This is a genomic window from Epilithonimonas zeae (assembly GCF_023278365.1).
Lineage (GTDB): Bacteria > Bacteroidota > Bacteroidia > Flavobacteriales > Weeksellaceae > Epilithonimonas > Epilithonimonas zeae_A.
Window position 1 is genome coordinate 3,452,251 of the sequence record NZ_CP075338.1, and the last position, 12,827, is coordinate 3,465,077.

Annotated in this window: 13 protein-coding genes; 2 read left to right on the forward strand and 11 right to left on the reverse strand. The window is 34.0% G+C overall.

Features of this window, described 5'->3' with window-relative positions:
- Positions 1–54: 54 nt before the first annotated feature.
- Positions 55–1,341, forward strand: a complete 1,287-nt coding sequence (locus KI430_RS15760) for a DUF2130 domain-containing protein (RefSeq protein ID WP_248875869.1) — start codon at positions 55–57, stop codon at positions 1,339–1,341.
- A gap of 45 nt (positions 1,342–1,386) precedes the next feature.
- Here KI430_RS15760 and KI430_RS15765 read toward each other — a convergent pair whose 3' ends face one another.
- Positions 1,387–2,412 carry a lysylphosphatidylglycerol synthase transmembrane domain-containing protein gene (locus KI430_RS15765; protein ID WP_248878356.1) on the reverse strand — a complete coding sequence of 342 codons (1,026 nt, stop codon included), beginning with the start codon at positions 2,410–2,412 and terminating at the stop codon, positions 1,387–1,389.
- 10 nt (positions 2,413–2,422) lie between these two features.
- On the reverse strand, positions 2,423–2,773 hold the full coding sequence (gene panD / locus KI430_RS15770) for an aspartate 1-decarboxylase (RefSeq protein ID WP_074236846.1): 351 nt from the start codon (positions 2,771–2,773) through the stop codon (positions 2,423–2,425).
- Between the two features lie 329 nt (positions 2,774–3,102).
- Between panD and KI430_RS15775 the strand changes: the two genes are divergently transcribed.
- Positions 3,103–3,402, forward strand: a complete 300-nt coding sequence (locus KI430_RS15775) for an HU family DNA-binding protein (protein WP_074236845.1) — start codon at positions 3,103–3,105, stop codon at positions 3,400–3,402.
- A gap of 71 nt (positions 3,403–3,473) precedes the next feature.
- On the opposite strand, the gene ribA is transcribed toward KI430_RS15775, so the two are convergent.
- The 9 genes from ribA to KI430_RS15820 all read right to left on the reverse strand — a co-directional run bounded on the left by ribA (position 3,474) and on the right by KI430_RS15820 (position 12,788).
- Complete coding sequence (gene ribA, locus KI430_RS15780; RefSeq protein ID WP_248875870.1) at positions 3,474–4,067, reverse strand: GTP cyclohydrolase II; 594 nt, start codon at positions 4,065–4,067, stop codon at positions 3,474–3,476.
- Positions 4,068–4,082: 15 nt separating this feature from the next.
- Positions 4,083–4,544, reverse strand: coding sequence for a chitosanase (locus tag KI430_RS15785; protein ID WP_248875871.1), 462 nt, complete (start codon positions 4,542–4,544; stop codon positions 4,083–4,085).
- Positions 4,541–5,155 carry a DUF4254 domain-containing protein gene (locus tag KI430_RS15790; protein ID WP_248875872.1) on the reverse strand — a complete coding sequence of 205 codons (615 nt, stop codon included), beginning with the start codon at positions 5,153–5,155 and terminating at the stop codon, positions 4,541–4,543. Before KI430_RS15790 ends, KI430_RS15785 begins: the two co-directional genes overlap by 4 nt.
- Before the next feature lie 15 nt (positions 5,156–5,170).
- Positions 5,171–5,377 (reverse strand): twin-arginine translocase TatA/TatE family subunit, encoded by a 207-nt coding sequence (gene tatA / locus KI430_RS15795; RefSeq protein ID WP_074236841.1) that lies wholly within the window; start codon positions 5,375–5,377, stop codon positions 5,171–5,173.
- A 30-nt stretch (positions 5,378–5,407) separates the two neighbouring features.
- Positions 5,408–6,943, reverse strand: coding sequence for a M23 family metallopeptidase (locus tag KI430_RS15800; RefSeq protein ID WP_248875873.1), 1,536 nt, complete (start codon positions 6,941–6,943; stop codon positions 5,408–5,410).
- Complete coding sequence (locus KI430_RS15805) at positions 6,940–7,740, reverse strand: DUF4292 domain-containing protein (RefSeq protein ID WP_248875874.1); 801 nt, start codon at positions 7,738–7,740, stop codon at positions 6,940–6,942. The genes KI430_RS15800 and KI430_RS15805 overlap by 4 nt, the downstream gene beginning before the upstream one ends.
- A gap of 128 nt (positions 7,741–7,868) precedes the next feature.
- Positions 7,869–8,888: a sugar phosphate nucleotidyltransferase gene (locus KI430_RS15810; protein WP_248875875.1), complete on the reverse strand. Its 1,020-nt coding sequence runs from the start codon at positions 8,886–8,888 to the stop codon at positions 7,869–7,871.
- A gap of 52 nt (positions 8,889–8,940) precedes the next feature.
- Positions 8,941–10,398, reverse strand: a complete 1,458-nt coding sequence (locus tag KI430_RS15815) for a lipopolysaccharide biosynthesis protein (protein WP_248875876.1) — start codon at positions 10,396–10,398, stop codon at positions 8,941–8,943.
- Positions 10,399–10,490: 92 nt separating this feature from the next.
- Positions 10,491–12,788, reverse strand: coding sequence for a GH92 family glycosyl hydrolase (locus KI430_RS15820; protein WP_248875877.1), 2,298 nt, complete (start codon positions 12,786–12,788; stop codon positions 10,491–10,493).
- Positions 12,789–12,827: the final 39 nt, after the last annotated feature.

The following is a 12,827-nucleotide window of genomic DNA, read 5'->3' on the forward strand; positions in this document are numbered from 1 at the left end:
AATTTCAAAATTATTGATTAATTTGTACCTTGCCTTAACGAAACCGAAATCATTATGAACGAGATAATTTGTCCAAATTGTAAAAAAGCATTTAAAGTGGACGAAGCTGGATTTGCCGAGATTTTGAAACAAGTTCGCAATCATCAATTTGAAGAAGAATTGCAGGAGCGTTTGAAATTGGCTGAAAGAGAAAAGAACAGCGAGATTGAACTTAATAAAGAAAAATTCAAAAGTTATCTGCAAGAACAGCTTTCTAAAAAGGATGCTGAAATTTCTCAATTAAAATCGGTTAAAGAATTAGAGATTACAGATAAAGTTTCTGAAAAAGAAAAGGAAATTCTGGAACTAAAAGCAAAAATTGAAAAAGCCGAAACCGAAAAGAAATTGGCGGTTTCAGAAGCTGTTCAGAAATTTGAGAAAGAAAAAAATAATCTCGAAAATGAGAAAATTGATCTTGGCAACAGACTGAAAAATAAAGATTTGGAGAAAGAACTTTCCGAAAAATCTTTGAAAGAACAATTTAATGAAAAACTGAAGTCAAAAGATGAAATCATCAAATATAAGGATGAAGAAATCGATCGTGTAAAGGAAATGAAAGCCAGACTTTCTACCAAAATGCTTGGTGAAACTTTGGAACAACATTGCGAGATAGAGTTTAATAAATTGCGTGCTACTGCGTTTCCAAATGTTTATTTCGAAAAGGATAATGACTCGCGTTCCGGCAGTAAAGGTGATTTTATTTTTAAGGAATTTGATGATTCGGGTAACGAAATCATTTCAATTATGTTTGAAATGAAAAATGAAGCTGACCAGACTGCAACTAAAAAAAGAAACGAAGATTTTTTCCGGGAACTAGACAAAGACAGAAGTGAAAAAAAATGCGAATATGCCGTAATGGTTTCTTTGCTGGAAACCGAAAATGAGTTTTATAACACAGGTATTGTGGATGTTTCGCATCGTTTCCCAAAAATGTATGTGGTTCGTCCGCAGTTTTTTATTCCGATTATCACACTTTTGAGAAATGCTGCTATGAACTCACTGCAGTATAAAAAAGAACTCGCTTTAGTGAGGAATCAGAATATTGACATTACCAATTTTGAAGAAAAAATCAATGTATTCAAAGAAGGATTTGCGAAGAATTATGAATTAGCGAGCCGACAGTTTAAAACTGCAGTTGATGAAATTGATAAAACGATAATTCATCTGCAAAAAACAAAAGATGCATTGCTTTCTTCTGTTAATAATCTGCGTCTTGCCAATAATAAAGCAGAAGATTTGACCATCAAAAAACTGACTTACGGAAACCCTACAATGAAGGAAAAATTTGATGATTTAAAATAAAAATATCATTCAAAAGAGTCAAAGAATATTTGGCTCTTTTTTTAATTAAATTTTTCTATTCTTAGCCAACATGGGAATTGAAATTAAGCCCATTACGAGCATAATAATGATTTGCAAAGGTAATGTGATGAAAGAGTAGGCGAGGCCTAATTCTCCGCCTTCAACTGCATCTTTACCCATAGAAATAAACAATGCTGTGAACCCGAATTTCATTGCCAAATTAAAAGCTCCAATTCCGCCACTTGCAGGAATAATCATTCCCAAAGTTCCGACAACTAATATGAAACATCCATCAGCTGGAGTAAAATTGGAAGTTTCTGGTAGTGAAAAGCAAACCAAATACGATGCAAAGAAATAACAAATCCAAATTCCTGCTGTCAGAAGGATGAATTTTCCTTTTTGACGAAGTTTTAAAATCGATTTTAACCCTTCAAAGATTCCTTTTCCAAAACCTATGATTTTATTGTAAATAGAAAATTTTTGCAGAGATTTTCTGAAAATAAAAAAGAGAAGAAGAATAAAAACAATGCAACCAAGAACAATATAACTTGTATTAGAATTGGATGGATTTTGAGCCTGCTCTTTTTGTTGAGTAGCAGATTTGTAAAAAGCTAAAAGTGCATCATATTTGAAAATCAAAGTCAATAAAGCGAAAATTCCCATACAAACCAAATCAACAACTCTTTCCAGAATAATAGTTCCAAAAGATTTGTCAACCGGAACTTTTTCAACACCGTAAAGTGCTGTTGAACGTGCAACCTCTCCACTTCTTGGGATTGTAAGATTCATCAGATATCCGAAAGAAAGTGACCAAAGAGAATTGCTATTGGAAATTTTGTAACCCATTGGTTCCAGAAGAAGATTCCATCTTACAGCTCTGAAAATGTAAGCGGAAACACCAAAAACTGCTGCAAATGCTACCCAAAGATAATTGGCTTTTTGCAGAGAACTTTTGATTTTGTCAAAGTCCAATCCTCTAAGAGCAACCCAAAGAAAAACTCCTGCAATTGCAATAGAAATTAGAACAGTAAGAATATTTTTTAAAACAGATGGCTTTTTTTCTTCCAAAATAGCTTAGGAGTTATGTTAGAAGATTGGTCTTTTCGTCTGGAAAAACGATTTTTGGTTGAAAATCTTTAGCTTCCTCAGGACTCATTTGTGCATAAGCAATGATGATAATAATGTCACCTTTTTGAACTTTTCTTGCAGCTGGTCCATTCAGACAGATTTCGCCAGATTTTCTTTTTCCTTTAATCACATACGTGTCAAAGCGCTCGCCGTTATTCACATTCACGATGTAAACTCTCTCGCCCACAATCAAACCTGCCGCTTCTATTAGGTCTTCATCAATAGTGATACTTCCAATATAATCAAGGTCCGAAGCTGTGACACGGACTCTGTGAATTTTCGATTTAAAAACTTCGATAAACATAGGTGCAAATTTACGCTAAATAAATAAAAGTTTGAAAAATTTTATATTCAAAAAGTCAATATAAAACCTCGTAAAATAAATAGCAATTATTATGGATTTATGAATACTGTTATTACTCATTGTATTTTGGCTCAATTGTTGATTAATAGTGGCAAATCATCAAACACGGACTACGTTAAAACGTGTGTTTTCGTTAATATTGATTTTAATAAAAATTCATTATAATAAAATAAAAGATATATTTTTCACTAAATTTTATAAAAATATTTGCGTGATATCAAAATTGTCTTATATTTGCTATAACAACATAACTTTAATTAATAAATATTATGAACAAGTCTGAATTAATCGACGCTATCGCGAAGGATGCAGAAATCACAAAAGCTGCTGCAAAAAAAGCTTTGGAATCTTTTGTTGCTAATGTAACAGAAACGCTTAAGAAAAAAGATGGTAAAGTATCTCTAGTAGGTTTTGGAACTTTCTCTGTGTCTGAAAGAGCTGCTAGACAAGGTATCAATCCTGCAACTAAAAAACCAATCCAAATTGCAGCAAAAACAGTTGCTAAATTTAAAGCTGGTGCTGATTTGGCTACTGCGGTTGCTGGTCCTGCAAAAGGAAAGAAAAAATAATTTTATTTGAGTTTATCAAATAAAAAACCCGTCTAAGACGGGTTTTTTTGTTTTTAATAAATTGAAGATTTTTAATTTTCGTCATCTAAAAGGTGTCCGAAGAAATCTTTTTTGGTCTTTAAATATGAAGCGCTGGATTCATTCGATTTGATTTGAAGTGGAATTCTGGAGTTGAAATTGATTGTACTATCTTTTATAATCTGAATTTTCTCCGGATTATTAGTCATCAGATTCAAAGATTTGATTCCGATTTTTTCAAGCATTTCTATAGCAATTCCAAAATCTCTGTCATCTGCCGGTAGTCCTAATTCCAAATTAGCCTGAACAGTATCAAAACCTTTTTCCTGAAGTGCATAAGCTTTTAGTTTATTAATGATTCCAATGTTTCTGCCTTCCTGCCTTAGATAGATAATTATTCCTCCGTTTTCCTGCATATATTGCATTGCAGAATTGAGCTGCTGCCCACATTCACATTTTTGAGAATGAAAAACCTCGCCAGTGATACACTCAGAATGAATTCTAACATTAACAGGTTTTTCTAGATCTGTATTTTCAGCAATAAGAGCCATATGTGGCATCCAGTTTTTATCGTCCTCGGAAAAAGCCATCATTTTGAACTTCCCAAATTCTGTAGGAACATTCGCTTGTGCTTGTATATTTAACATCGAATATTAGTGTAATTAATTGGATGACATAGAAGTAGTCTCCGTACTTTTGTTGAGAGAAGCTTCCAAGAGATTCATATTGGTTTTTATTTTAACCATATATCTGTTCAGAACTTCGTCATCGTCTGTAATCAAAAATTTTCTAAGTTTCTGAATTTTTTTGTACGCTTTTTCAAATCCTTCCAATGATCTGTGCTTATCAGATTGATTAAAATTGCGAATTGCCGTTAAGTAATCTGTAAGAGAATTTTTCAAAACTCCAACTTCTCTGTTTACGGCATCGTTTCTGAATTTTGGAAAAGTGGAAACTAGATTTGAAATTGAAGAAGCATAAACAATTGCTTCAGGAGTAAGATAGGCATAGGTGTCTGATAAAGAATCACCATGCAATTCTTCTGACGCCGCTGAACTTGTAGAACAAGAACCAGCAACATTGATAATGAATATTGTCGTTAAAAGTTTAAAAAAACTTTTCATTTTTTCTGCATTTTTTGATACAGGATTGGATTAAGACTTTCATCATTATACATCTTCATTTGTTTGTAAAGCTTCATCTTAACTTTACCATTCTCTATATCAGAAAGCAGCTGATCTATAGCTGTTGACAAATCTTTATGTTGTTCCAAAAGGATTTGCAGTTTTTGAGAACATTGTAGTTTATGTTCTTCAGAAGCATCTTCACGAGAGGCTTCTATAGACATATGATAAATTTTCAAAGATAAAATAGAAAACCTATCGATAGACCACGCTGGCGTTTCGCTGTTGATTCTGGCATCAGAATTAGGAGTAATGGTCTCAAAATTTTTATAGAACCAAAAGTCGATTTGCTCAACAAGATCTGTTCTTTTTTGATTGAGTTTATCAATCCTTCTTTTTATTTTTAAAGCCTCTATCGGGTCAATATCTTCTTCTCGAATAATATCTTCCAAATGCCATTGAACGGTATCAATCCAGTTTTTTGAATACAAAATCCATTCCAAACTATTAGCTTGGAATGGATTGATTTCTTCTGAATTAATGTCATCTTTTATGTGATAATCTTTAACTGATTGGTTAAAGATTTCCCATGCTTTTTCTGTTAAACTCATTTAAAAATTCTTTTTTTAAGAAGGGTTGTTTGAATTGTCAGATGATGAAGAATTGTTTTTTTTATCTTCATCCTTAACAGCATCTTTAAACTCCTTGATACCTGAGCCTAAACCTTTCATTAATTCAGGGATTTTTTTACCTCCGAATAATAAAAGTAATATCAAAGCAACAATTAATATATGTTGCCAAGAAAGACTTAATATAACTGTGGATATTGTCATTTCAATTTTTTTACAAAGTTAAAGTATTTTTTAATACGAAACCCAACCCAGTGGATCGATAGGATCTTCTCCTTTCCAAATCTGGAAATCCAATGTTATAGACTCATCAAAATCACTGCCAACTTCACCAATTAAAGTTCCGGCGGAAACCTGTTGATTAGCTTTTACCAATGTTGATGCTAGATTAGAGTAAACTGTAAAATAGTTTCCGTGTTTCACAACAACCGTTCTGCTTCCATTGATAGATTGGATGCTGGAAACAACGCCAGGGAAGACACATCTAGCTTTAGTTCCTTTAGCGACTGCAATCTTGATTCCGATATTTTCTTCTACAATATTTTTGAAAACAGGATGTGGTTGTCGTCCGAAACGGTGTGTCACGCTTCCTCTCTCAACAGGGAAAGCAATACGTCCTTTATTGTCTGCAAAATTACTTCCTACAGTAGAACCAACGCCGTAACTTTTCATTACTTTTTTCTCAGCTTCATCTTTTGCATCTTCATTTCTTTTGTTGATAGCGTCTTCGTTAGCTTTTGCAGCAGCCAGTTTTTCAGATGCTGCTTTTGCTCTTTCAGCAGCGTCTCTGGTTGCTTTTTCGGCAGCCGCTTTTCGCTCAGCCGTTTTATTAGATTCGGCTAATTTTCTTTCTTCTTCAATTCTTTTAGCCGCTAGTTCAGCTGCTTTTTTTGATTCTGCTTCTGCTCTTTTTCTTTCTGCTTCTGCAGCAGCAAGTCTAGCTTTGTTTTCAGCCTCGATTCTTTCTTTTTCTTTTTTGGCAGCTATATCAGCCAATCTTTTTCTTTCCGCTTCAGCTTTTCTTTCCGCTTCTTCTTTAGCTTTAGCAAGTCGGATTTCTTCAGCAATGATATTTCTAATCTGGCGTTCTAAGTCTTTGGATTGAGCTTGTTTTTGTCTAAGTTCAGCTGTCAATCTAGCTTCATTCTTTTTAAATTCATTAAGGAGATCCTGCTTTTGTTTTCTTTCGATTTCTATAGTGGCAAGATCTTTTTTCTGAGCAATCAAAAGATTATCCTTTTCAGACATCGATTTTTTCTTCAATGCGATATTTCTTTTGATTTCTGTAGCTTTGTTTGTGATTTCGGCAGCCTTCTTGTCTTGATATTCAGAGTACCTTTTGAGATATTCTACCCTGCTGAGTGCTTCTCCAATATTTTTAGATGAAAGTATGAAGGTTACTTTGTTCTGAACACCTTTTGTTTTGTAGGCTTTTACGAGAATTTCAGCATAGTTTTTACGCAAAACTTCTAACTCACGATTGTTTTTGTTAATTTCCAGTTGACGTTTATAGATATCATCTTCTATGAATCTTTTCTCTTTCTGCGTATTAGTATAGACTTTTTCTCTCAGTGTAATCTTTTGATTCACTGCATTTAAATAGGAAATAGAAAGTTTGGATTCTTGTTTAGTTTGATTCAAAGAAGCATTGATGGAAGAAATTTGTTTTTTAAGGTCTGCATTTTGTTTTTGCAGAACCTCTTTATCTTTTTGTCCAAAAACGCTTCCGAAAAGGATGATACTTATAAAAAAGCTTAATTTCTTAATCATTTGATCTCTGTCTTAGTATAATTGGCAGGAACGGAATAAGTAGTTTCCATCCGGGAAAAATCAAATTTCGTATTTTCAATTAATATTTCGTCAGTTTTATTAGCTTTTATAATTATTTTAACATTTTTTGGAAAGCTCTCATTGTTCAAAATTACCCTGTTAGAATAAGTAATTTCGAGTTGATTATTGTTAGCTGGATTTGTTAAAAGAACGTGATTTAAATTTAAATCCTGATCATAACCTAATTTGATATTGTACTCTGTAGTTTTACCATTTTCAGTAATTTTCTGAGTCTCTTTGGATGTTAACGTGAATCCAGAAATATCCGGTTTTAAATTATAATTTCTTTCTGAAACAGGGATGAAGGTCTTACCAAGGAGTAAATTCTGTAAAGCGTTATAATCAATGAAATTAACATTCAAAAGTTTGTTAAGATAACCGAAATCGGAATCGATGTAAGTTTTATCCAATTTATAATAACCTTTGATGCCTTCTGGTGTTGCAACACCTCTTGCAGCTTGCAAAATGACTGCTGTAAGATTCATCCAAACTTTCTGTCCATTTTCTACATAGATTACAGCGTCCAGAGTTGGAATAAAAGAACCTGTCCTTGCATCAATTTTACTATTGATTTTAACAGCATCAAAAGTTGATTTTTTTTCTATTGTAGAGAAAAACTGAGAGTTGTTTTCAATAGGTTTTGTTGTGCTTACTGGCTGCTCTTGAGTTTGTTTTTTTTGAACACTACAAGCTGTAACCAATAAAGCTGAAAATATGATTAGAAAATATGATTTCATAAATTTTTTTCGAATGAATCTAACAATATTAACGCCAAAAAAGAATTAATATTTCTAAAAACTTAGTTAAATAAAATAACAAACTTTGCCAGATATCTGACAAAGTTTGAATTATAATTGATGTTGAATTAATCCTTTGAAAGGAAATCCAAAACTGAATAATCTCCTAAAGAAATTTCTCTTGCCACTCCAAAATATTTGGCAGAATTACCAATCATAGAGTTGCTCAAGTTTCCGTGGTCAATAATTGTATCCTCCTGAATTAATGAATTATCAATATTAGAGTTGATAACAACGGTATTTTTTCCAAGAGAAACATTAGGACCAATTTTCGAATTAGAAATTTTTACATTTTCTCCGATAAAGCAAGGCGGAATAATCATACAATTTTCAATCTCTGCAGAATCTGGATAAGTCGACATACATTCTTTTTCGTATTCCAGAATTTTACTGTTGGTTTCTACGGTTGCATTTTTGTTTCCACAATCCATCCAGTCATCAACTTTTCCAAGAGAGAATTTAGCGCCTTTTGCTCTAAGATTTTCTAATGCTGTTGTCAACTGGTATTCGCCACCTTCCATAATATTGTTATCCATAATATGGTCAATTTCTGCCATCAATTTTTCAGCAGAATTGAAATAATATATACCAATAATTGCCAAATCAGAAACGTATTCTTTTGGTTTTTCTACAAAATCTGTAATGAAGCCATAATCGTCCAATTTCACAACACCGAAAGCTGAAGGATCTTCTACTTTTTTTACCCAGATTACACCGTCAGCATTAGTATCCAAGTGGAAATCTGCTCGGAAAAGTGTATCTGCAAATGCAATGATAACAGGTCCGCTCATACTTTCTCTTGCGCAGTTGATTGCGTGAGCAGTTCCAAGCGGTTCATTTTGAGCATATATGCTTCCTTTTGCACCAAGATTTTCAGCAACTTTGATAAGAGAAGCTTCTACTTCCGGGCCAAAATCTCCAATGATGAAAGCTATCTCTTCGATTGGTTCATTAGCTACTTTTGCGATATCTTCAACCAGTCTTTGTACGATTGGTTTTCCTGCAATTGGAATCAACGGTTTAGGTACCGTAAGAGTATGTGGTCTAAGTCTGGATCCACGCCCAGCCATTGGAACTATTATTTTCATAAATTATTTTTAAATAATTGACTATTAGTTTTTTAATAGTGAGTTTGAGTTGTTATTTTATTCCTAACTTGTTAAGGATTTTAGCAGGAATTAATTTTTCCTTTCTTAGCAAGAAGGTTGCCAAAATTAGAAATATAACATTTCCTAACCAAATGTTTTCTTTTAAATATTGGTAATATGCCAGAGACACTACCATTGTGATCAGAATCACAATGATATTTTTATAAATATTATAAGGAATCGGGTATTTGTAATGTCCCCAAATGTAGGAGATGACCATCATGGTAAAGTAACTCGCAATGGTTGCCCAAGTCGAAGCCCAGTAACCATATTTTGGAATGAAATAAAAATTAATAAGGATTGTTATCAAAACTCCAATTCCGGAAATGTAAGCACCAATGATCGTTTTATCCGTCAATTTATACCAAATCGAAAGGTTAAGATAAATCCCTAAAAATAAGCTGGCAAAAAACAGAATAGGAAGGATTGAAATTCCCTCGTAATATTCCGGATTATTGATGTAAACTTTCGCAATCCAATCCAGATTTACAGATAGGAACAAAACAATCAGACAGTTAATTGCAATGAAAATATCCATTAATCTGACATAAGTTTGATTGGCATTTTTGCTTTTTGAATTACTAAAGAAAAAGGGTTCAATTCCTAAAGAGTATGCTTGTCTAAAAAGAATAACAAAAGTCACAACCTTGGCTACGCCACCATAAACACCTAATTCGTGACGTCCAATTTCTTCTGGTAAAAGAAATTTAAGAAATTGTCTGTCAAAGGTTTCATTAATGATTCCTGCTAAACCTGCAATGGTAATCGGCCAGGAATATTTGATCATTTTTTTCCAAAGTTCCCAGGAGAAATGCTTTATTCTTGCGATTAATAATTCTTGCGACAACATCAAAAATGTAATTGAGCTCGCTACAAGATTTGCTACGAAAACGTAACCGATTCCAAATTCCGAACTGTATTTTAAACCGAAAATTCCATTGGGATATTTTGGAAGAATGATGATGAAAAATACAACTAAAAGGAAATTGATAATTCCATTTGTAATTCTGATTCCGGCATATTTCAACGGTCTTTCATTTTTTCTCAACATTACAAAAGGCATTGCACAAAAAGCGTCTAAAGCCAAAGTCACTGTTAAGATTGCTAATAAGTCAACTTGGTCAGGTGTTTTGAAAGCGTCTGCCAATGGTTGCCGATAAAATAATGTGAAACTCAAATAAACTAAAGTCACTGCCAAAACACTGAAAAACGATGTTGAAATTAGTTTGCGGTCATCTTTTTCGTCCAGCGCAAATCGGAAAAAAGTGGTTTCCATTCCGTGGGTCAAGAGTACGGCAATAACACCTGCTACAGAATAAAAATCTGCAAAAGGAGAGTAGGCCGTTGGTCCAAAAGTTCTCGTAATAATTGGGTTGATTACAAACGGAAACAATCTGATAATCACAGTTGTTAATCCATAAAGCGCAGTTTGTCCGAGAAGTTTCTTCATCTAATAATATATTGTTTTCATCGGTCAGATGGAATCTGCGATTTCAATTCAAAAATTTTTGCAAAAATAATCTATTCTGATAAGAATTCGGTTTATTTCTTCAGCTTATAATTCATAAAGAAAACCAGCTTTCCACCCTTCATTATATCCTCGTGCTTTAGCTTATAACCTTCAAATGGTTTCCCATTCAGCTCCATTTTTTCGATGTAAACGTTCTTTTCGGATTGATTTTTAACTTCGATTTCAAAAGTTTTTCCGTTCTCCAAATTCACTTTTGCATCCACAATACTTGGACTTCCGATCCAATAGTCATCAGAGCCTGGCGCAACAGGATAGAATCCTAAACTACTGAAAATATACCAGGCGCTCATCTGTCCACAATCATCATTTCCGCCCAATCCATCGGGTTTTGCTTTGTATTGCATTGTCAGAATTTTTCGGATTTGAGCCTGAGTTTTCCAAGGTTGTCCAGCAACATTATAAAGATAAGCCACGTGATGCGCTGGTTCGTTGCCATGAACATAACCGCCAATGATTCCTTCTCTTGTAATATCTTCTGTGTCAGCAAAAAACTCATCGGGTAGATGCATTGAAAATAATTCATCCAGATTTTCCCCGAATTTCTTTTTTCCGCCCATCGCTTTCATCAATTCCTCAGGATTATGCGGCACGAAAAAACTATAATTCCACGAATTACCTTCGATAAAGCCTTGTCCGTGTGTGCTCAGCAAATCAAATTCTTTTTTGAAACTTCCGTCAGATAATCTCGGTCTCATAAAACCAATTGATTTATCGAAGACATTTTTCCAGTTTTCGGAACGTTTCAGATATTCATTATATATATCGTTTTTGCCTAATTTCTTAGCGATTTGTGCGATAGCCCAATCGTCGTAAGCGTATTCTAAAGTGTTAGAAACCGATGTTCCGTTTTTCTCTGCGGAGATATAGCCTTTGTCAAGATATTCGCTGATGCCTTCGTAATTCCGTTTGTTGGAAGTCGCAATACAAGCTTGCAAAGCTTCTTCGGGATTTCCTGTAAATGTATTTTTAATAATTGCATCCGCAATCAGGGAAACCGAATGATAACCGCTCATACACCAGTTTTCATTGGCATAATGCGACCAAACAGGTAACATTTTCAGGCTGAACTGGTCATAATGTGCTAACATTGATTTAACCATATCATTATTTCGTTTTGGCTGAATTATATTAAAAAACGGATGCAAGGCGCGGTAAGTATCCCAAAGCGAAAATGTGGTGTAGTTTGTAAAATCTTTAGCCTGGTGAATATTCTGGTCGAGACCTTTATATTCACCATTGCTATCCATATAAGTTGTCGGATTGATGAATGTGTGATACATCGCCGTGTAAAAATTTACTTTGTCATCATCGTTTAAAGTATTGACAACAATTTTATTCAACTCCTTATTCCAGTCATTTTGAGCCTGGTTTTTCACATTTTCAAAATTCCAGTCCGGTGTTTCTTTCTGTAAATTTTCCAAAGCATTAGCTTGACTGACTGGCGAAATCGCAAATTTGATTTGAATTTTTTCATTTTCCTGAGTATCAAAATCGAAGTGCATTCTGATTTTCTTTCCAGCGATTTCCGGGAAATTATCATCTTGATTCCACTTTCTCCAAAAACCTCTATAAGCTTGCTTTGAATCAAAATTTTTCTGTCCGTAAGATTTGAAAGGCCTCGAAAATTCCATTGCAAAATAAACTGTTCTGGTTCTTGCCCAGCCATTGGTTTGTCTGTAACCCGTGATTCTGTGGTCATTTTCGATTCTTACATAAGTCCACACGTTTTTTTCATCGTAATTGTAAATTCCGGACATCAAATCCAGAATAATATGTGCATCATCCGATTTTGGAAACGTGTATTGATGAAATCCAACTCTCGTCGTCGCTGTTAATTCAGCCAAAATATTAGAATCATCGAGTTTCACTTTGTAATAGCCTGCTTCTGCCTTTTCGTTCTGATGAGAAAATCTGGAGCGGAATCCACTTCCCGGGTTTTGAGCAGTTCCTGGATTCAGTTTTACTTTTCCAACAGCCGGCATTATCAGAAAATCGCCCAAATCCGAATGTCCGGTTCCGCTAAAATGGGTGTGCGAAAATCCGACAATCGTTTTGTCCTCATAACGATATCCGGCGCAATATTTATAAACATCAGGATTGTATTTTCCGTTGATTTCATAAGACAGCGTATCAGTTTCAGGGCTCAGTTGAACGGCTCCAAAAGGAACAGTTGCACCGGGAAACGTATGTCCCATTTTCTCTGTCCCGATAATGGGATTGACGAATTTGACTAAGTTTTGTAATTTCTGAGAACTGAATAATGAACCGCATAAAACAGTTAGAATTAAAATTAATTTTCTCGAAAACATTCTTTGGAATTTTGAAGCAATTTAGTCAAATATTAATTT

Coding starts and splice junctions, on each gene's coding strand:
- KI430_RS15760 (WP_248875869.1), top strand. CDS start 55: ATGAACGAGATAATTTGTCCAAATTGTAAAAAAGCATTTAAAGTGGAC.
- panD (WP_074236846.1), bottom strand. CDS start 2,773: ATGTTTATCGAAGTTTTTAAATCGAAAATTCACAGAGTCCGTGTCACA.
- KI430_RS15775 (WP_074236845.1), top strand. CDS start 3,103: ATGAACAAGTCTGAATTAATCGACGCTATCGCGAAGGATGCAGAAATC.
- ribA (WP_248875870.1), bottom strand. CDS start 4,067: ATGTTAAATATACAAGCACAAGCGAATGTTCCTACAGAATTTGGGAAG.
- KI430_RS15785 (WP_248875871.1), bottom strand. CDS start 4,544: ATGAAAAGTTTTTTTAAACTTTTAACGACAATATTCATTATCAATGTT.
- KI430_RS15790 (WP_248875872.1), bottom strand. CDS start 5,155: ATGAGTTTAACAGAAAAAGCATGGGAAATCTTTAACCAATCAGTTAAA.
- tatA (WP_074236841.1), bottom strand. CDS start 5,377: ATGACAATATCCACAGTTATATTAAGTCTTTCTTGGCAACATATATTA.
- KI430_RS15800 (WP_248875873.1), bottom strand. CDS start 6,943: ATGATTAAGAAATTAAGCTTTTTTATAAGTATCATCCTTTTCGGAAGC.
- KI430_RS15805 (WP_248875874.1), bottom strand. CDS start 7,740: ATGAAATCATATTTTCTAATCATATTTTCAGCTTTATTGGTTACAGCT.
- KI430_RS15810 (WP_248875875.1), bottom strand. CDS start 8,888: ATGAAAATAATAGTTCCAATGGCTGGGCGTGGATCCAGACTTAGACCA.
- KI430_RS15815 (WP_248875876.1), bottom strand. CDS start 10,398: ATGAAGAAACTTCTCGGACAAACTGCGCTTTATGGATTAACAACTGTG.
- KI430_RS15820 (WP_248875877.1), bottom strand. CDS start 12,788: ATGTTTTCGAGAAAATTAATTTTAATTCTAACTGTTTTATGCGGTTCA.